We start from the raw sequence: 19,330 nt of genomic DNA, 5'->3' as shown, positions 1-19,330 counted from the left end.
ATTGTCCTGTTAAAAGTGCAATACAAAAGCACCCTAATTAAACAACTCCAAGGCGGTAGCGAAACTAATATAAAGCCGTCCTATAAGGACGGGGTTTTTACCCAATTTTTCTGATGATTGAAATGAAAGTTGCGGGTATTGCTCTCGATGCTGTTACGCGCAGTCCTATCGTACTCCTTAAGGATGGTTCCGATCGCCGCGCTCTCCCCATTTATATCGGGCAAGACCAAGCAAAAGCGATTATTACTGCCTTGGAGGGACAAAAACCCCCTCGTCCTCTCACCCACGACCTCTTTAGCAATTTGCTGGATGCTTGGGAGATGACTTTAACCAAGGTGATTATTCACGCCTTGCAAGATAGTACATTTTATGCTGTTCTGTGTGTGGCGAAAGGGGAAGAGAAAAAAGAAATAGATTGTCGTCCCAGTGACGCGATCGCGATCGCCCTTCGCACTCAAGCGCCAATTTGGGTCATGGAGGAAGTAGTGGTTGATGCTTCGATCCCCGTCGATCGCGATGCGGATGAGGAAGAGCGTCAAGCCTTCCGCGATTTTGTCTCAGGTATCCGCCCTGAAGATTTTATCGAACAATCTCGTCGTCACCAAAAAGAAAGTTAATCCCAAGAAACTATTCTCTAATTGCTCGTTTGCTGTTCCTTTTTAATGCACTATCGACGATTTGGCAAAACTAATTTAAACTTGTCGGTCTTTTCGTTAGGGACAATGCGCTGTTTGGCGAGTCCGTCTGCATTAGGACTGATGGTTGAGGAGGCGATCGCCCTGGGAATTAATCATTTTGAAACGGCTCGCGGCTATGGCAAAAGCGAGGAATATTTGGGACAAGTTCTTGTCTCTAGTTTACCTGTTCCCCGTGAGAAAATCTATATTACGACTAAACTGCCACCAACGCCAGATTATGCTTCAATGCGAGGACAGATTGATCAATCTTTGGCACGATTAAAACTCAGCTATATTGATTGTTTGGCTATTCATGGTATTAATACGTCGGAACATCTCGCATGGATTAAAAATAGTCAAGGCTGCATGAAAGCTCTCCAAGAGGCTAAAAGATCGGGAAAGGTACGCCAGATTGGTTTTTCCACTCATGCACCTTTAGAGACGATTCTCGCGACCATAGGGACCGATTTATTTGACTTTGTTAATCTACATTATTACTATTTTTTTCAGCGTAACGAAGCGGCGATCGCCTTGGCTAGAGAAAAAGATATGGGGGTTTTTATTATTTCCCCTGTTGATAAAGGAGGTCAACTCTATGCCCCCTCAGAAACGTTAAAACAATTATGTCGGCCTCTTTCGCCCTTAGAATTTAACTATCGCTTTTTGTTGCGCGATCGCCGCATTACTACTCTCAGTTTTGGTGCTGCAAAACCAGAAGATTTTCACGAGGTTGCAAAAATTGCCGATCGCCATGAGGATTTTACACCAGAAGAAAGCAAGATGCGCGATCGCTTGGAAAAGCAACTAAAAGAAACATTGGGAACAGATCGCTGTAGTCAGTGTCATTTATGTTTACCTTGTCCGGAAGGAATTAATATTCCTGAAGTCTTACGCTTGCGAAATTTAGCCGTTGCTTATGATATGAAATCTTTTGGGGAATATCGTTACGGAATGTTTGAAAATGCAGGACATTGGTTTCCTGGGCGAAAAGGCGATCGGTGTACCGACTGCGGTGAATGTCTCCCTCGTTGTCCAGAAAAGTTAGATATTCCCAAACTTCTACGCGATACCCACAATCTTCTTAATGGTAAACCTCGTCGCCGTCTTTGGGGTTGAGTGTATGCCACAAACTCAAGTTATTTTTTATCAAGATGAAGAAAACAACTAATGCAATTAAAATCATTAATAATTTAATCAAAGATGAGAAAGAAACTCAGCAAAGAATTGCAGAATCATATCTTAATACTCAAATTGGTCAATTAATTTATGATGCGCGTCAACAGTCAGAATTTACTCAAAAACAATTGGCTAATATTCTGGGAGTTGAAGAATCTGTTATTGATGATCTGGAAATAGGAGATTATGAAGGGGATGGATTAATAATGCTCCAAAAAATAGCAAGAGTTATTAACTGTAACCTTCAAATAGAATTATCATCCAATAATTCTAATTCTTCTCTAAAAATCACTGTTTAAAAAATACATTAGGAGCAATCAGAGCCATGAAACTTTTCTTAATTATCTGTCTTAGTTTTTCTTCTTTCCTTTATCCTCAATTTGTTCTCGGACAAACATTGACACCAGAACTAATAAAAGAAACAGAAATAGAAACAAAAGAAACAGAACCGCTTGATGAGGGAGATTCTGCTGAAAGTGGTTCAATGGTAGGAGACTTTTTTAGGCGATCGCTAGAGACTTGCGAGTTAGATTCATCTTATTTAGACCCTTCCGTACAAGAAGAACTGATACAACAACAAGGTGTGATTACAGAAACAACGATTTCTCAAACAAGTTTAACTATTCCTAGTTTGTGGTGGATAAGAGATCAATTCAGAAATAAAAAATTAGTCCAAAACTGGTTAGCATTCCCGAAAGAAAAACGAATCGATTTGGTCATTAACCGTCAACTTTGGTCGCAAATGGACTATTTAGATCGCTACAGTTTTGTCAATTATTTTGGCACGACAGCAAGGGATTATGGTTACGAACTTCGCATTTTCGATCGCCAGCCGAAATGCCTCGCGATTTACCATTGTAGTTTACAGGAGGTAAATTATGAATGTAATGTGGATCTGCAACCGTCTCGCCGCGATGCGTTTAACATTTTTTAATATTTATTTCCTGCTTTTGAACTCTTTAATCCTGCAAAAATTTCTTGATATTGCGCTAAAATGGGTTGAGGAAGTGGCTCAATAAATTCACTTTTATCGATAATTGCGCGATCGGGAAATATAGGAGAACTTTCTTGCAATGGTTTGGGTAAATCTGATCGCTTTGCTTTTAAAAGCATGGGGGAAACTGCATCGCTAAATAAGGAAATTTTCTGCGCGGATCGATCTTGCCAACAAAAATCAATCCAGCGATCGCTTAACAAAGAAATTGTATTATTATTATTATTGATGGTTTCAGGTTTAACCCAAAGATCGCACCATAAAGAGGTTCCCGATTTGGGAACAACGACTTTCAGTTGAGGATAGCGTTTGATAGTGGGTAGAATATCCGTAGACCAACCTACAGCAACCCAAGTATCTTTCAAAATGAGGGGCTGAAGATAATTCGTCGAACTATAAAATTTTATTTGTTTTACTAAAGCCTCTAATTCTTGTTGTAAATTAGGAATTGCCTTTAAATCCTTCGTATTGTAGGAATGGCCGAGTTTTTTCAGCGTTAAGCCAATAATTTCCCGAGGTTGTTGAATAATAGAGATGCGATCGCGCAATTCCTCTCGCCATAAGTCTTCCCAGTCTTGGGGAGTCCAATCTAAGTTTTTAAAAACCGCTTGGTTGTAAGCAATGACAGTGCTTCCCCAACGATAGGGAGCCCCCCAAACCTCCCCTTTTTTGTCTACAAACCCAGCCTTGTTGCGCGTGACGACTTGAGTAAAAGCCTCGGGTAGATTTTGCCAACCTTTGAGTTGAGAAGGGTTGAGGGGTTGAATAAGGCGATCGCGAATTGCCTCCGCCAGCCAAGTATCCCCCAAAGTTACTAAATTAGCAGAAGGTGGAATGTGATTACCCACGAAAGGAACCCAGTTGGGAAACCTACTGATGGATTTTTCCCCTTTGGCGATCTGCTGCCAATCTTGCAATAATTTAAAATTGTCTGCTAATTGGGCGATGGGAGTAAATTTTGCGGGCTGTCCTGAAGCCGAGAGGGAGCGAAATTCGCCAATTAACTGCCTAGGGATAGAACCGTTGAGAAGTTGAACTTTCAGAGCCTCTCGGGTGCGATCGCTGCATCCTGCCAATAATATAGCTCCAGAACCGAGCAAAAAAGAACGACGATCCAGCATGATAGGAAATTCTGATAGGACACAGGGATACTCAAGTTAGCAAAGGGTTTCAGCCTCTAGGCGATCGCTCAATCTTAAGAAAAAGCTATATTCGCTACAATAATTTTCCGAAAGCAGTTTACAATACTTAACTGATTAGGATAAGTATATATAACTAAGTTTACAAAACCATGTCTAATGGCTCCGGTCTGTTCACCCTAACAAAACCCGAAAACAACAATCCCCATCTAGTTAAACTCATGCAGTCTTACAACACCGATCAACAAATCAAGTATTTGCACTTGGAAGCCGAGGTTGAAGTTCTCCTGCAGCAGTTACACGCCATGAAACTCAAGCAAAATAGCATTCCAACCCCGAAGAAAGATAATTAAGCCCCTACTAAGCCCGTACAATAATTTTCAGAGCGATCGCCCTGACTGAACCATTAAAACAGGTTCGTCAGCGCGATCGCTTTGTTGTTGGGTCACTCCCGTGCGACAGTAGATTTCCGCCGAATTATTGGGACTTTCGATTAGTTTAACCCGATCCAACTCCACCCCCAACTCAGCGAGGGGTTGTTGCAGGGTTTGGGCGATATAAAGGGCAATATTTTCCGCAGTGGGGACGACTTCTGCAAAATAGGGGATATCCTTATTGAGGAAAGTATGATCGAAGGGTTCGACAATGCGATCGTCTACAACTTTTTGGAAATCTCCGAGATCGACTATCATTCCTGTGCGGCGATCGAGTTCCCCAACGATACTCACTTCTAAATGATAATTATGCCCATGACCGTGAGGGCGAGCGCATTTACCATAAATTTCTAAATTATCTGCATAACTGAGACTATCGAGAGCAAGCCGATGGGCGGCGCTAAAATGGGTACTAATGGTTAATGCTGCTTCCATATTGTTTCCGTAATATTCAGCCCAGAGTTCTGGGTGTTCGATCAGTTTAATTTTAACGAGAGGGAGATGAGGAGAAAGTCTGTTCCAGATGACTTGAGACAAATTTTCTGTAGTCGGTAGAGTCTGCTGGAATTCTGCCCAAGTATCATTTAGGTAAGAAAAATCTAAATCTTGGGTAACATATTGTTTGATGGCGCTCTTAACATTGGATAGATTCTGTACCATCCCATATTGGTCAAGTTCTCCTTCCAGAGAAACATAGAGAACATAATTATGACCGTGGCCGGGAAAACGACTGCAAAGGCCGAATTTCTCCTGATTTTCCGCTTCTGTAAGTTCTGACAACCAATAGCGATGGCTGGCTGAGAACTGCGCTCGACGGTGGATAATACATTTCATGAGAGTTGTGTCACATTGTCTGGACTTTACTGTTCTTAAATATAAACTAAAATTGTGATCGCCTTCAATCCCGAAGGCTATACTCAATGTAAAGATTAATAGTTGATCTATGGATGCTCTTTTTTATATCATCGTTTCCTTGGTTGTGGGCAGTAGCAGTATGCTATTGACCTCAATGCGAATTGTCAATGAAGGAAATGAGGCTTTAGTGGAACGATTGGGACGCTATCATACAAAACTTAGTGCGGGAGTGAATTTTGTTCTTCCTTTTCTTGATTCAATTGTCGTTGAGGAAACAACTCGGGAAAAAGTATTAGGAATTGAGCCACAAAATGCCATTAGTAAAGACAATGTTTCTTTGAAAATAGATGCTGTGATTTATTGGCAAATCCTCGATTTAGAAAAAGCATTTTATGCCGTTGAAGATATTAAGGATGCGATCGAAAATTTAGTGGTGACAACATTGCGTTCTGAAATCGGACAATTAGATTTAGATGAAACTTACTCCTCGCGAGAAAGTATCAACCGCAAATTATTACACCAGTTAGATGAAGCAACAGGGAATTGGGGCGTTAAAGTAACGCGCATTGAAGTGCGAGAAATTGCCCTATCTAAAACTGTTATGGATTCTCTCGAGGTCGAACGTGCTGCGGAAAGTAAGAAAAAGGCGGCTATCTTAGAAACTCAAGGAACAGTACAATCAATTCAAATGATATCAGAAGCCTTACAAAACCAACCCAACGCGCAAGAAGTGCTGACTTATTTAATTGCTCAACGTTATGTTGATGCGAATGAAAAATTGGGAACGAGTCCCAACGCTAAAGTTCTTTTTATGGATCCAAAATCACTCCATGAAGCTATGAACGATCTCATGTCCGGTGGCGATCGCCCTGCCCCAAACTCCAATAGTAATGGTAGTAATGGTAGTAATCAAAATTCTTCTCCCCCCTCTGCTTAAATGTAAACTTAAACACTCATGTTTTCATAACTGCTTCGGGTAAAATCAACATCGCATCCCCGAAAGAATAAAAACGATACTCTTGGGCGATCGCCTCCGCGTATAACTCTAAAAGTCTTTCTCGTCCAATTAAAGCCGAAATCAACATTAATAAACTCGACCCCGGTAGGTGAAAATTGGTAATTGCACCATCAACAATTTTCCACTGATAGCCAGGGTAAATAAATAAATTAACATGGCCGGAAAATGCCTCTTGCAAGACTCTTTCCTCTCCTGTGATATTTTGCATCGTTGCAACCCCTTCTAAAGCGCGGATCGCCGTTGTCCCTACCGCGATCGCCCGTCCACCAGCCGCCCGAGTTTGTTTGATTTTCTCCACAGTTTCCTCGCTCACCTCTACCCATTCCGAGTGCATCTGGTGTTGAGTAATATCCTCCACTTCCACCGGGCGAAATGTCCCGACTCCAACGTGCAAAGTGATATAAGTTTGAGCAATACCGCGATCGCTTAATCGCTGTAGGAGATCCTCCGTAAAATGCAGCCCTGCGGTAGGTGCGGCGGCGGCTCCTGGGGTTTTAGCGTAAATCGTCTGATACTGTTCGGGGAGAGCAGAGCGAGAGGTAATATAAGGCGGAAAAGGGATTTGTCCGATTTTTTCCACGATTTCCAAAAAAGAATGCCCCTCGGGTACGCGAAACTCTAATAAACGTCCTCCCGTTGTCGGATCGCGATCGATGGTTTTGGCCCAAAGTTCGATCGCCTCTTCTGTCTCTCCTTCGGCTCGAAAACATATTTCGCTACCAATTTTAAACCGTTTACCTGGTTTAACTAATACCAGCCAGCAATTTTCTCGCTCTTCTCGCAACAGCAAAATTTCCACAGGGGCTCCCGTTGATTTGCGACCAAAAAGACGGGCAGGCAGAACGCGAGTATTATTAAAAATCAATAAATCCCCCGGTTGCAACCAATTCGGTAAATCCTTGAAAATACCGTGCTGGTGAGTCGTCGGCGAGTCAACGATCGCCAAACGGGACCGATCGCGGGGAGTCATAGGAGTTTGAGCAATTAACTCCCGAGGTAATTCGTACTGATAGCTAGATAAAAGTCGATCCGTTGCGATCGTCATATTTTGGGAATAGCAGATTGACAATAGCAATTTTAGGCTAGAGGGGACAAACCGCCGATTTAATTTCTTGCCGACTTTCCACCCAACCCCCCGTAAATTTGGGTAGTTCCCCCCATAACAAGTCGGGGAGGTTTACCATTGCATTTTGCCACAACAGTGCGGGACACTAAATACAGAAACCTCTTCTATACCCTGTAACGCTATGTATTATCTTTATTTCCTTGCCAATGCCAGCTTAACCCTACGAGTTAACGAGCATCTGCTAAATTCCCCTCATTTCTCAGTTGAGTTTGTCACCGTCATTCATCAAATTGATGGTTGGATCTTGCGTATTAAACTCGACGATCCCATCTCTCCTGAAAAACACGGTGATTTTACCGCTTATATGAATGAACTGGGTATTCCCTACGAACCCGATATCCGCATTCAAATGGCGCTATGGAGTCTGGAAACCGGACAATCTCCCATTGAGGTCATGCGTCGCTATCAAGTGGCTGTTGTCTCCCACGGCGATCCTGATAAAACCGATATTGAGGCATTTCGCCGTCAATTTACTCGCGGTTTGGGCTATTGTCCCGAAACCCTCGCATAATTCATTGCCAATAGAAGGCTTTTTTATAGAAGAGATTGAGGGGCATTTTTGTGGAAATGTCCCTCTTATTTGGTTTTTGAGCAATATTGCTTTTTTACTTGACAATTATTTTGGTGATGTTACAATCTAAGTTGAGTATAAATAAATGGTTGGTTATTCTCATTGCTCCTGGATTGCAGTCTGGACAAATCCAGCAGCAATGAATCTAACTAACACCAACGCTGGGAAATCTCTTTTTCTCGCACCCCTTTCCTTTGATTAGGAATGGAACGGTCTTAGTTTAAACTACTTTCGGTTTGTTTATGCTCCTTATTGCTTCAACAATTTATTTAGGAGTTTAATTTCGTGAACACAAAACAAAAAAAGAACAGAAAGAAACGACTGCTTGCTAAGTACGACAATAAATGTTTTTGGTGTGTCCAAACTTTTGACGAGCAAGATTTAACTATTGAGCATCTGACTCCTCGTAGTAAAGGAGGTTCCGATTCTTTTGAAAATCTCTGTCTTGCTTGCTTAGAATGCAATCAAGAACGTGGTAATAGTTTGTTTCCGCCTTCTCGTTGTGTGAAACGCAAATAGAACCACTCAATTATCGATTTGATCCATTATGAGACAGGGATTTAAAATCTCTGTCTCGTACCAAAAATTCATTAAAATGAATTGACAAAAATTGATTTTCTCGATATAATACAAAGCCGTCTTAAGAATCGGATTAACTTTTTAAGTGCCTTCTTTTCTATTGGAATTGAAGGCAGATTTTTATTGTATATAAAATTTTTACCCCAATGGCTAAAAAATCGAAGAAAATTCCCGCAATTAAAAATCAAGACTTACTCAAGCAAGCACTCACCCATCGTTCTTATGTTAACGAACACCCCGAAGAAGGAGATAATAATGAACGCTTAGAATTTCTCGGTGATGCAGTTTTGGGATTTCTCATTGGTGAACTTCTCTATCGGCGCTATCCTCAAATCAATGAGGCACAATTAACTCGGTTGCGATCGGCTTTAGTGGATGAAAAACAACTGGCAAATTTTGCTCGTCAGATTCAATTAGGCGATCGCCTGCGCTTGGGAAAAGGTACAGAAAAAGATGGTGGACGCAATAAGGATTCTTTGCTGAGTGATACCTTTGAGGCTCTAATTGGTGCTTATTTCTTAGATTCTGGCATTGAAGCCGTGAGAAACTATATCGAGCTTTTATTTGTCGAAACGAGCGATCGCCTAGCTTCTCCCTCATTTCAAACTAACTCTAAAAGTTTAATCGACTCTAAAAATCGCTTCCAACAATGGGCATTACAGGAGTATGGCGAAAATCCCGAATATTTTCTCATTGACGAACACGGTCCCGATCACGCCAAACAATTTACCACAGGAGTGCGGGTGAAAGAGCGTATCTTTGGAGTTGGAACTGATAAGCGCAAACAAGAAGCCGAAAAACGTGCCGCAGAAGATGCCCTCAAAAAATTGGGCTTTTTCGCCTGAATCAAGAGGGGAACCCTTCGCGCTACAATCAAAATTAGAGCTTAATAAATCTTTATTAAAATGGTCGCAACTGCAAAACCCACCGATATCCCCCTCCTCACCCCGCTAGACTGGCAATGGCAAGGGCATAATATTCGCTATACCGAGATGGGAGAAGGAGAGCCTCTGTTACTCATTCACGGTTTTGGGGCATCTGTGGGTCATTGGCGCAAAAATATTCCCGTTTTAGCCGCAGCAGGATACCGCGCGATCGCCATCGACTTGCTTGGGTTTGGTGCATCGGCTAAACCCAATTTGGATTATAGCGTCGAACTGTGGCAACAACAGTTATTTGATTTTTGGCAAGAGAAAATTAAAACCCCTACTGTCTTTATTGGGAACTCTATTGGGGGGTTATTAAGCCTGATGATGTTGGGGAATCATCCCGAATTGGCTCGCGGTGGGGTATTAATTAACTGTGCGGGAGGACTCAACCATCGTCCCGAAGAATTAAATTTCCCCTTGAGAACTATTATGGGCATCTTTACCAAAATTGTCGGTTCTCCCCTCATGGGTTCTTTTCTTTTTAATCGTATTCGCCAAAAAAATCGCATTCGCCGCACTCTGGGGCAAGTTTATCGCGATCGCACTGCCATAACTGAAGAATTGGTAGAAATGCTTTATCGTCCCTCCTGCGATCGCGGTGCGCGAGAAGTCTTTGCTTCTGTCCTCACGGCACCCCCAGGTCCAAAACCTGAAGATTTATTACTGCGGGTGCAATGTCCCTTATTAGTGCTTTGGGGAGATGCAGATCCTTGGACACCGATCGCCGGAGCCAAAATTTACCAAGACCTCGCCCAAACTAATCCAGATGTAACATTCTACCCCATTACCGCCGCCGGTCACTGTCCCCATGATGAAAACCCCGATCGCGTCAATCAATTCATGCTTGAATTCTTGGCCAATGAAAGCAGTATGACACAATAAAAATTCAAGGCTTTATCCCGTCAGTTAAACTTAAGACAAATACTTAGAATCAATAAAATAAGTGTATCTGAAGGGATAAAACGAGTCGCCAAGAAGGGGCAAAATGGGGTCAAGAAAGCCAGCATCGAAAAAGGAAAATTTGCAGTCACACAATAGAGAGTTATTAATGGGCATCATTAATACTTCTCTCGATGGTATTGCTGTCCTCAATACCGTGCAAAATTCGGACGGGGAAATTATTGATTTTTGCTGGTTGATGCTCAATCCGACAGCAACTCGTTTATTAGAATGTTCTCCAGAACAATTACTCAATAAGCACTTAAGTGATTTTACATCAGAATTACCTCTTGTTCGCTCCTTTGCCGATCGCCTCCAGGACTTCAAAACAGTTGTGCTTACCGGACAACCTTTAGAGAGAGAAGTTATCACTCAAATTCGTAATGAATCGCAAAAATGGTTTCATCTTGCAATTGTTAAATTAGAGAGTAATTGTATTCTCACATTTCAAGATATTACCATCGCCAAAGAAAACGAAGAACGCTTAAAACTATTAGAAAAAACAGTAGAAACATCGCAAAACGGAATTGCGATCGCCGATGCGCGTTTGCCAAACAATCCGATTATTTATTTGAATTCAGGTTTTGAGGATATTACAGGTTATACCAGAGAAGAGATACAAGGGCAAAATTTTGCCTTTTTGCAAGGGGAAGATCGGGAACAATCGGGAATACAAGAACTCAGACAAGCACTAGAGGAAGAACGAGAATGCCAAGTGACATTGCTCAATACTCGTCAGGATGGGAAACCCTTCTGGAACGAATTAACCGTTATTCCCGTGCGCGATCGCCAAGGAAAATTAACCCATTATATCAGCGTACAATCCGACATCAGCGATCGCATTCTGGCAGAAAATCAACTGCGACAAGTTAACGAACGTTTTAACACACTCTTTACCTCCAGTGCTGCCATTATTTATAGTTGCAAACTACAATTATTGGCAGAAAAAGAAGAGGAAATCGGGAGTGAAGAATCGGTAATTGAGAGTCAGAGAAAATTACCCATCATACTCAAGACAACATGGATCAGTGAGAATATAGCCTCTATTTTGGGTTACGAGACGGAAGATTATATCGGGAATGCCGATTTTTGGCTGCATCGCATTCATCCCCTCGACTGCGATCGCGTTTTGCAAGGATTATCTCGTTTCCTTTCTACTGGGCATAGTGCCTGCGAATACCGTTTTCGTCACCGAGATGGGACTTATCGCTGGATTTATGACGAACTGCGCCTACTCTATAATGATGCCCTCGAAACGCCTGAAGCGGTAGGCTATTGGCTCGATATAACCCAACGAAAGCGAGCAGAATTGCAACTTGCAGCCTCGGAAGTATCCCTAACTCACCTATTAGAAAAAGAAAAACAATATACTCAACAACTCGATCGCAAAAATCAACGCTTGCAAGAGGAAATTCAAGAACGGGTTCGCGCAGAAGAAAACTTACAGAATTCCCAACAGCGTCTCTCATTTTTCTTCCAGCAAATGCCTCTGGCCGCCATTGAATGGGATCGCGATCGCAAAGTTATTGCTTGGAACCCCGGTGCCGAGGCAATTTTTGGTTACTCCGCAAAGGAGATCGTCGGACAAACTGCCGATCGCATCATTCCCGATCGCGCTAGAGACCAAGTTCAAAAAGTCTTTGTTAATCTTTTAGCCAATCGTGGCGGCTGTAGCAGCATTAATGACAATATAACCAAGGCAGGCAGAAATATTGTCTGCGAATGGTTTAACACCCCTTTAATTGACGAAAGCGGTACAGTTATCGGCATCGCCTCCATCGGTACAGATATTACCGAACGCCAACAGAGGGAACTCCTCGAAAGCACCCAAAATACAGTTTTGAGAATGTTGGCACGGGGTCACACTTTAACCGATGTCCTGACGGAATTTGTGACCCAAATCGATCGCCTCATGCCGGATATAGCTACTGCAACTATGCTTTTATCTGAAGATGGCAGCTATTTGCATTCTTGTATTTCTGCGAAACTTCCTCAAGAATATTTGCAGGCGATCGATCCTTTTGAGATCGGTCCCTATGCCGGCTGTTGCGGGACGGCGGCCTATTTCGGTCAGCGTGTTATTGCTGAAGATATCGAGACTAATCTACTTTGGCAACCTTTTAAAGAGAGTATTCTGCCTCATGGTTATCGTGCCTGTTGGTCGGAACCCATTATCTCCGATACAGGAGAAATTTTGGGAACTTTTGCCTTTTATTTTACCGAAGCGCGATCGCCAGATCCCCAAGAAATTAATATCGTTGAATCAATTGGACGTTTAGCCGCCTTAATTATCGATCGCAAGCAATCAGAAGTCGCACTACAAACCAGCGAAGAACGCTACGAATTGGCAACTAGAGCCGCAGGAGTGGGGGTGTGGGAATGCAATCTTCAAAACGGCGATTTATACATCGACCCCACCATTAAAGCCATTTTGGGCTATGGTGATGCAGAATTTACCAACGATCCTGAAGTTTGGATCGAACACATTCACCCCGGCGATCGCGACAGTTCTAAAGCGGCCATGACTGCCTATTTTGCTGGAGAAAATCCCGAATATATCGATGAATATCGGATGTTACATAAAGACGGCTCAATTCGCTGGATTCTCTGTCAAGGGAGAGTTGTTCCCGACGCGCAAGGAAATGCGTTTCAAATGGTGGGAACTCATACCGATATCAGCGATCGCAAACAAACAGAAATGGCGCTACAACAAGCCAAAGAAGAAGCAGAAAAGGCCAATCGAGCCAAAAGCGATTTCTTGGCTTCCATGAGTCACGAACTACGCACTCCTTTAAATGCCGTCCTCGGTTTTAGCCAAGTTCTGGCTCAAGAAGATTCTTTAACTTCCCCTCAACAAGAATATCTCGAAATTATTAATCGCAGTGGAGCGCATTTACTGACTTTGATTAATGATATATTATCCATGTCAAAAATTGAAGCCGGACGAGTGAGCTTGAATGAGCAGCAGTGCGATCTTTACTCTCTTCTCACCTCTCTTCGCGATATGTTGGCCATTAAAGCACAAATAAAGAACATAGAATTGATTGTGGAATATTCCCAAGATGTCCCGCAATACGTGCAAATTGATGAAGGTAAACTACGCCAAATCTTGATCAATCTTGTGGGGAATGGCATTAAATTTACTGATTCTGGATTTGTAAAATTATCAGTCACCTGTCCCTCATCACCTGTTACGAATAAACAACAAATTCGTTTTCAAGTCCAAGATACAGGATGCGGAATTGCAGAGGAAGATTTAGAAATTCTATTTAATCCCTTTGAACAAGCAAAAACTCAGCGTCACAAAATTGATGGAACAGGTTTAGGATTACCAATTAGTCGAGAATTTGTGCGCTTAATGGGAGGGGATATTACAGTTCAGAGCGATCGCGGTTCAACTTTTGCCTTTGAAATTCCTGTTTCTCTTGCTGAGAATAACTCCACCTTTTCACCATTCCAAACGAAACAAGCGATCGGTTTAATGAGAGAATCTTTATCAACAACCCTACGCGCATCCGAACCTTATCGTATTTTAGTGGTCGAAGACATTATCGAAAGCTGTCAATTGCTCATTCAACTATTACAAAATGTGGGATTTCTCGTGTGTGAAGCTAAAAATGGTGTAGATGCAATAAAGCTCTGGAAGTCATGGAAACCCGATTTGATTCTAATGGATATTCGGATGCCTTTAATGGATGGCTGTGAAGCAACTCGGCGAATTCGCGAGCAAGAACAAGAAGGAGGAAATGATACAGTTAATTTGAAAAAAATTCCGATTATTGCGATTACAGCCAGTGTTTTTGATGAAGATCGAGGCGCAATTCTAGCAGCAGGATGTGATGATATTATCGGCAAACCTCTGATCGAAGAAATTCTTTGGGAAAAGTTAACATTTTATTTACAATTGCAGGAGTGCTACGAACAAATACGGAGAGTTATTTTATCAACTTCTCCAATAACAATGAGTTTCGATTTGAATCAGCAACAATTACAGATTATGTCCGCCAATTGGCGGGAAGAAATGGCTCAAGCAAGTTTAGAAATAAATTACGAGCAAATGAAAGAACTCGTGGCTCAAATTCCCGCTACAGAAACTATTTTCGCCGATCGCCTCAACCAATTAATCGATGATTATCGCGTTGATATTATCCTCGATTGGCTACAATTGTACAAAAATGTAATGTGAAATACCTTTTTTCATTTTTCTTTACAATTATTCTGTTACTATTGATCTAATCTATTAAGGAAAAATAATTTAAGTTAAGTTTCCTTGCTAATAGAGAATTCAAGAACCGCCTTCACGAGATATTCACAATGATCGTTCACAATAAACGGATAAATTAAAAACCAAATTCTAAACCTTGTAGAATATCTTTAGCGTTTGAGGAAAATCTAAAAATGTCTCTATATATCGAGTCTTTAAAGCTACTCAGCCAAATCCCTCACATTTCTGGGCTTCTCCCAGAAATATTTGGATTGGGTTTGCATGGTATAGCCGATTTTACTCTGGGGATCGCTTATTATACGTTGCCCCTCATTCTCGTTTATTGCGTCGTTAAAAGTCGCTCTGTTCCTTGCAATACAATCACTTTTCTCTTACTAGCATTTGCGATCGCAAGTGGAACATCATATCTCCTCACTGGGGGGATGGGATTATCCTCCGTATATTCCTCAGTATTTTTAGTAGGGAGCAAAGGGATAACCGCAATTTTAGGGGTTGTAATTTTGTTTCGTCTTATTCCCCTCTTACCCAAACTTTTCACCCTTCCCAGTAGCGATCGCCTGTCCCTAATCAATCAAGTTCTGCAAAATGAAGTCAATCGACACAAACAATCGCAAATCGCCCTGAAACAACTCAACGAAGAACTAGAAAGTCGCATTGAAGAGCGTACCGAACAATTACAGAGTACCTTAGCACAGTTACAAGGGGAAATGCACGAACGAAAAGAAGTAGAAATGGCACTGCGGCGATCGAAAATGCAACTCCTCAAACAAAATAGCCAACTCGAAACCACCCTGAAAGAACTCAGATCGACCCAAACCCAACTAATTCAGAGCGAAAAAATGGCGGGTTTAGGACAAATGGTCGCAGGAATTGCCCATGAAATCAACAATCCTGTCAATTTTATTCACGGTAACTTGGAATATTTGCAGCCTTATGTTCAGGATTTGCTGAATATTATCAGACTTTACCAAGAACAGGTCATCGATCCCCCTCCTCCTCTTCAAGAAGCCCTAGAAGAAGCCGATCTAGAATTTCTACAGGAGGACCTACCGAGAATTTTAACTTCAATGCACGTCGGAACCGATCGAATTCAGGAGATTGTGAAATCCTTGCGTAATTTTTCCCGCTTAGATGAAGCAGACATGAAAACAGCGAATCTTCATGAAGGAATTGAATCTACCTTGATGATTCTACAAAATCGCCTCAAAGCCAACGGAGAGCGTCCAGAGATTAAGATTAACAAACAATATGGTCAACTACCCCAAATAGAATGCCATCCCGGTCAACTCAACCAAGTTTTTATGAATCTTTTTGCCAATGCGATCGATGCGATCGAGGAAAAATATCAAGAGAACCCAGATTTTGTCCCAGAAATTACAATTAAAACCAACCTCAAAACAGCACCAACCGCCAAACTTCAGGAGTGGTTAGAAATACGCATTCTCGATAATGGCTGCGGTATGAACGAAGAAACCCTTGCTAAATTGTTCGATCCCTTCTTTACCACTAAACCTGTAGGGAAAGGAACTGGTTTAGGAGGTTCTATTAGCTATCAAATCATTATTGAAAAACATCGCGGCCATCTCAAATGCCAATCGCAGCGCGATCGCGGGACGGAATTTATTATTGAGATTCCCCTGTCCCAGTCTACCCATCACGCTACAATAGGGAAATATCAAGCTACTCCAAAGCATCCGACTCAAGGCTCTTTTCTAGTCGGTGACGGCGATTTTATCCCTCATTTTGCTCCCCATGCGATTTCTCCTTGTTGAAGATGACGAAATCCTCGCTCAAACCCTTAGCACGGCTCTTGTTGAACAGAATTACATTGTTGATGTAGCAAGAGATGGCGAAGAAGGTTGGGACTATGCGCGAGCATTTACTTACGATCTCATGCTTCTGGATGTTAGTTTGCCCAAATTGGATGGAATTGCCCTTTGTCGGCGTTTGCGAAGCGAAAATTATAATAACCCTATTTTGTTACTTACGGCTAAAGATTCCAGTGCAGATAAGGTCATGGGACTCGATGCTGGAGCAGATGATTATGTAGTGAAACCCTGTACTGTCCCAGAGCTTTTTGCTCGCATTCGAGCTTTATTACGTCGTCTTAACAGTTCTGGTGCGCCGATTTTAGAATGGGGAGACTTGTCTTTAGACCCAAGTATTTGCGAAGCAAGTTGGCAAAATCAACTTTTACCTTTATCTCCGAAAGAATACGGATTGTTAGAATTATTTTTGCGAAATCCCAAGCGAGTTTTTACTAAAAGTGCCATTCTCGAACATCTCTGGTCTTTTGACGATCCACCAGGAGAAGAAACCATCCGCGCTCACATCAAAGGATTGCGTCGTAAAATGAAAATGGCTCAAGCCTTCGATCCAGTTGAAACCATTTATGGTATCGGATATCGACTTAAAGAAATAGATAAGGAAAAAGTTGAGCAGGAAAAGGAAAGAGGAGAAGAAGCAAAGGGAGAAAAAGAAGAAGAAAAAAGCACACAGAGAGCAAAGAAAGAGGATAAAGAGGTACAAACCTTAGATGCAGTATCGCGAATTTGGGAACAATTTAAGGGTGCATTTTTAGAGCGTCTTGAAGAGATAGAAAAGGCGATCGCGGCACTGTCTAGCAAAACTCTCAGCGAAATCATGCGGGACAATGCTGAAAGGGAAGCACACAAACTGATCGGTTCTTTAGGGATGTATGGTTTAACCCAAGGCTCGAATTGGGCGCGAGAATTAGAATTAGCATTTATTGAGATCGGTAAAACATCAACAAGAACTGCTACCAAAGTGAAGATACAGCAATTACAAACCCTTGTACACCAAGTGCGCCAAGAAATTGAAGCCAATGCTCAAATTGCGTCCTGCCAAACCCCTTCCTCTCATACCGCGATCGACAATACCTCAACCTCTGAAAATCAATCTCAGAATCAATTTCGGCATCAATCTCAAACTCAAGTTGTTTTACTCGTAGATGACGATCCGCTTTTAACACAAGAATTGCAACAAGAAGCCTTAAAGTGGAATATTCGCATGGAGGTTGCAGGAGATATTTATGGGGGGAGAGAGGCGATCGCAAAAGAACAACCGGCTTTAGTCTTACTCGATTTGGGTTTTCCGGCATCCCCCCGAGAAGGGTTAATCTTATTGAAGGAATTGAACGAACGAGATCCCGATCTGCCTGTATTGGTTTTAACGGGGCTGAAAGGTTTTAATGAACGAGTTGCTGTAGCGCGTTTGGGAGGGAGGGGTTTTTTAACTAAACCCGTCTCTTCTGCTCGGATTTTGGAAAAGGTAACAGAAGTCCTCGATCGCCAATCTCTGCCCCCTAAAACCATTTTGGCCGTAGATGACGATCCTTTACTCTTAGCACGTTTAGAACAGTTTCTCGCTTCAGGAAATTACAACATTCAGACTCTGGCAGATCCGCGTTTATTTTGGGAAACCCTACACGCGATCGCCCCGGATTTGTTGATTTTAGATGTGGAAATGCCCTATATCAATGGTATCGAACTGTGTCAAGTCATTCGCAACGATCCAACTTGGAAGGATATTCCGATTTTATTTCTTTCCGCCAACCGCGATCGCGAAACCATTCATCGCATCTATCAAGTCGGTGGAGATGACTATATCTGCAAACCCGTAACTGAACCGGAATTAATCACTCGCATTGTCAATCGTTTGGATCGTTTTCACCTCTTAGATAATTTAAGGCGATCGCCTCGGTAATAGTGCCATTTTTAGCCTTGGCAAGAAGAAGAGCGATCGAGATATGTGGGTTTGCTTCTTTCTTTTCGGGATTCTCTAGTTTACAATCAATCTAAATTGGATCTGGTGTTATGGGCAAAATTGTTACTATTCATTCCTATCGCGGCGGTACGGGAAAATCAAATATTGCCGTTAATATTGCGGCGAATTTAGCCAGTTTGGGGCAGCGTGTAGGCTTAATCGACACAGATCTCAATAGTCCAGGCGCTCATATTCTTTTCGACATTCCCCCCGAAGAAATAACCCCAACTCTCAACGATTATCTGAGAGGAGACTGTACGATCATTGATACCATTAAAACCAGTTCCGTAGCCAATTTATACTTTGTGCCGGCTTCTCCGCGAGAGATTGATGTAATTACCATTGCTAAAGAGGGGTTTGCTGTAGAAAAGTTAGTAGATGGTTGCTATCAATTTATGGAAGCATTCGATCTAGACTATTTATTTATTGATACTCATCCTGGACTCCATCAAGAAACTCTCCTGTTAATTTCCATCAGCGATTTACTGATCATTGTTCTGCGTCCCGACGAACAAGATTTCCAAGGAACAGCAGTTATGCTGGATATTGCTCGCGATCGCCTTGGGGTTGCCTGCATTCTCTTACTCAATTTTATTCCCAGTTCCATTGAGATTAATACTTTGCAAGCAAGCTGTGAGAAAATCTACAGGGCTTCCGTATTGGGGTTTCTACCTCATTCTGAAGCGTTTTTCGGCAGTAAAGGTATTTTTTCTATGCAGCATCGCGATCACGATATTTCCCAAAAGTTTCAAGCATTTGCGGAAGACTTATCCCAGTTGTTGTGCAATTAAACTTTGTAATTAAACTTTGTAATTAAACTTTGTAATTAAACTTTGTAATTAAACTTTGTAATTAAACTTTGTAATTAAACTTTGTAATTAA

At 42.0% G+C, this 19,330-nt stretch carries 16 protein-coding genes; 13 read left to right on the top strand and 3 right to left on the bottom strand.

Annotated features, from left to right (window positions below; genetic code table 11):
* The first annotated feature begins 113 nt into the window (after positions 1 to 113).
* From JUI58_RS25570 to JUI58_RS25555, 4 genes are read left to right on the top strand one after another with little or no spacing between them, the layout of a single operon-like run.
* Entirely contained in the window at positions 114 to 617 is a 504-nt protein-coding gene (locus JUI58_RS25570; RefSeq protein ID WP_204106687.1) for a bifunctional nuclease family protein, read from the top strand.
* Between the two features lie 45 nt (positions 618 to 662).
* Positions 663 to 1,793 (top strand): aldo/keto reductase, encoded by a 1,131-nt coding sequence (locus tag JUI58_RS25565; protein ID WP_204106686.1) that lies wholly within the window; start codon positions 663 to 665, stop codon positions 1,791 to 1,793.
* A gap of 35 nt (positions 1,794 to 1,828) precedes the next feature.
* A complete protein-coding gene (locus JUI58_RS25560; RefSeq protein WP_204106685.1) occupies positions 1,829 to 2,152 on the top strand; it encodes a hypothetical protein in 324 nt (107 codons plus the stop codon).
* 26 nt (positions 2,153 to 2,178) lie between these two features.
* A complete protein-coding gene (locus JUI58_RS25555; RefSeq protein ID WP_204106684.1) occupies positions 2,179 to 2,787 on the top strand; it encodes a hypothetical protein in 609 nt (202 codons plus the stop codon).
* On the opposite strand, the gene JUI58_RS25550 is transcribed toward JUI58_RS25555, so the two are convergent.
* Positions 2,784 to 3,968, bottom strand: a complete 1,185-nt coding sequence (locus tag JUI58_RS25550) for an extracellular solute-binding protein (RefSeq protein ID WP_204106683.1) — start codon at positions 3,966 to 3,968, stop codon at positions 2,784 to 2,786. The two genes, JUI58_RS25555 and JUI58_RS25550, sit on opposite strands and share 4 nt — an antisense overlap.
* A 170-nt stretch (positions 3,969 to 4,138) precedes the next feature.
* Here JUI58_RS25550 and JUI58_RS25545 point away from each other — a divergent pair, with 170 nt between their 5' ends.
* Complete coding sequence (locus JUI58_RS25545; protein WP_239121718.1) at positions 4,139 to 4,339, top strand: hypothetical protein; 201 nt, start codon at positions 4,139 to 4,141, stop codon at positions 4,337 to 4,339.
* A gap of 27 nt (positions 4,340 to 4,366) precedes the next feature.
* Here JUI58_RS25545 and JUI58_RS25540 read toward each other — a convergent pair whose 3' ends face one another.
* The gene (locus JUI58_RS25540) at positions 4,367 to 5,254 is read right to left on the bottom strand and encodes a 6-carboxytetrahydropterin synthase (protein WP_204106682.1); all 888 of its coding nucleotides are present in this window, start codon (positions 5,252 to 5,254) and stop codon (positions 4,367 to 4,369) included.
* 109 nt (positions 5,255 to 5,363) lie between these two features.
* Here JUI58_RS25540 and JUI58_RS25535 point away from each other — a divergent pair, with 109 nt between their 5' ends.
* Positions 5,364 to 6,212, top strand: coding sequence for a stomatin-like protein (locus JUI58_RS25535; RefSeq protein ID WP_204106681.1), 849 nt, complete (start codon positions 5,364 to 5,366; stop codon positions 6,210 to 6,212).
* Positions 6,213 to 6,228: 16 nt separating this feature from the next.
* Here JUI58_RS25535 and queA read toward each other — a convergent pair whose 3' ends face one another.
* Positions 6,229 to 7,338, bottom strand: coding sequence for a tRNA preQ1(34) S-adenosylmethionine ribosyltransferase-isomerase QueA (gene queA / locus JUI58_RS25530; protein ID WP_204106680.1), 1,110 nt, complete (start codon positions 7,336 to 7,338; stop codon positions 6,229 to 6,231).
* A gap of 202 nt (positions 7,339 to 7,540) precedes the next feature.
* Here queA and JUI58_RS25525 point away from each other — a divergent pair, with 202 nt between their 5' ends.
* The 7 genes from JUI58_RS25525 (at position 7,541) to JUI58_RS25490 (ending at position 19,239) form a co-directional block, all read left to right on the top strand.
* A complete protein-coding gene (locus tag JUI58_RS25525; RefSeq protein ID WP_204106679.1) occupies positions 7,541 to 7,930 on the top strand; it encodes a hypothetical protein in 390 nt (129 codons plus the stop codon).
* Positions 7,931 to 8,715: 785 nt separating this feature from the next.
* Positions 8,716 to 9,414, top strand: coding sequence for a ribonuclease III (gene rnc, locus JUI58_RS25515; protein WP_204106677.1), 699 nt, complete (start codon positions 8,716 to 8,718; stop codon positions 9,412 to 9,414).
* 60 nt (positions 9,415 to 9,474) lie between these two features.
* A complete protein-coding gene (locus JUI58_RS25510) occupies positions 9,475 to 10,380 on the top strand; it encodes an alpha/beta fold hydrolase (protein WP_204106676.1) in 906 nt (301 codons plus the stop codon).
* Positions 10,381 to 10,546: 166 nt separating this feature from the next.
* Complete coding sequence (locus JUI58_RS25505) at positions 10,547 to 14,623, top strand: PAS domain S-box protein (protein WP_204106675.1); 4,077 nt, start codon at positions 10,547 to 10,549, stop codon at positions 14,621 to 14,623.
* Between the two features lie 212 nt (positions 14,624 to 14,835).
* Positions 14,836 to 16,434 carry an ATP-binding protein gene (locus tag JUI58_RS25500; protein ID WP_204106674.1) on the top strand — a complete coding sequence of 533 codons (1,599 nt, stop codon included), beginning with the start codon at positions 14,836 to 14,838 and terminating at the stop codon, positions 16,432 to 16,434.
* Positions 16,382 to 18,388, top strand: coding sequence for a response regulator (locus JUI58_RS25495; protein ID WP_204106673.1), 2,007 nt, complete (start codon positions 16,382 to 16,384; stop codon positions 18,386 to 18,388). The genes JUI58_RS25500 and JUI58_RS25495 overlap by 53 nt, the downstream gene beginning before the upstream one ends.
* Positions 18,389 to 18,498: 110 nt before the next feature.
* A complete protein-coding gene (locus tag JUI58_RS25490) occupies positions 18,499 to 19,239 on the top strand; it encodes a MinD/ParA family protein (protein WP_204106672.1) in 741 nt (246 codons plus the stop codon).
* The last annotated feature ends 91 nt before the right edge of the window (positions 19,240 to 19,330 follow it).

It is taken from the genome of Spirulina sp. CCY15215 (assembly GCF_016888125.1).
Lineage (GTDB): Bacteria > Cyanobacteriota > Cyanobacteriia > Cyanobacteriales > Spirulinaceae > CCY15215.
This window is presented reverse-complemented; position numbering and strand designations above follow the sequence as displayed.

What these genes read in the sequence shown, in the direction of transcription:
- JUI58_RS25555 (WP_204106684.1), top strand. Translation starts at nt 2,179, where the DNA reads ATGAAACTTTTCTTAATTATCTGTCTTAGTTTTTCTTCTTTCCTTTAT.
- JUI58_RS25550 (WP_204106683.1), bottom strand. Translation starts at nt 3,968, where the DNA reads ATGCTGGATCGTCGTTCTTTTTTGCTCGGTTCTGGAGCTATATTATTG.
- JUI58_RS25540 (WP_204106682.1), bottom strand. Translation starts at nt 5,254, where the DNA reads ATGAAATGTATTATCCACCGTCGAGCGCAGTTCTCAGCCAGCCATCGC.
- JUI58_RS25565 (WP_204106686.1), top strand. Translation starts at nt 663, where the DNA reads ATGCACTATCGACGATTTGGCAAAACTAATTTAAACTTGTCGGTCTTT.
- JUI58_RS25500 (WP_204106674.1), top strand. Translation starts at nt 14,836, where the DNA reads ATGTCTCTATATATCGAGTCTTTAAAGCTACTCAGCCAAATCCCTCAC.
- rnc (WP_204106677.1), top strand. Translation starts at nt 8,716, where the DNA reads ATGGCTAAAAAATCGAAGAAAATTCCCGCAATTAAAAATCAAGACTTA.
- JUI58_RS25525 (WP_204106679.1), top strand. Translation starts at nt 7,541, where the DNA reads ATGTATTATCTTTATTTCCTTGCCAATGCCAGCTTAACCCTACGAGTT.
- JUI58_RS25535 (WP_204106681.1), top strand. Translation starts at nt 5,364, where the DNA reads ATGGATGCTCTTTTTTATATCATCGTTTCCTTGGTTGTGGGCAGTAGC.
- JUI58_RS25510 (WP_204106676.1), top strand. Translation starts at nt 9,475, where the DNA reads ATGGTCGCAACTGCAAAACCCACCGATATCCCCCTCCTCACCCCGCTA.
- JUI58_RS25545 (WP_239121718.1), top strand. Translation starts at nt 4,139, where the DNA reads ATGTCTAATGGCTCCGGTCTGTTCACCCTAACAAAACCCGAAAACAAC.
- queA (WP_204106680.1), bottom strand. Translation starts at nt 7,338, where the DNA reads ATGACGATCGCAACGGATCGACTTTTATCTAGCTATCAGTACGAATTA.
- JUI58_RS25505 (WP_204106675.1), top strand. Translation starts at nt 10,547, where the DNA reads ATGGGCATCATTAATACTTCTCTCGATGGTATTGCTGTCCTCAATACC.
- JUI58_RS25570 (WP_204106687.1), top strand. Translation starts at nt 114, where the DNA reads ATGATTGAAATGAAAGTTGCGGGTATTGCTCTCGATGCTGTTACGCGC.
- JUI58_RS25490 (WP_204106672.1), top strand. Translation starts at nt 18,499, where the DNA reads ATGGGCAAAATTGTTACTATTCATTCCTATCGCGGCGGTACGGGAAAA.
- JUI58_RS25560 (WP_204106685.1), top strand. Translation starts at nt 1,829, where the DNA reads ATGAAGAAAACAACTAATGCAATTAAAATCATTAATAATTTAATCAAA.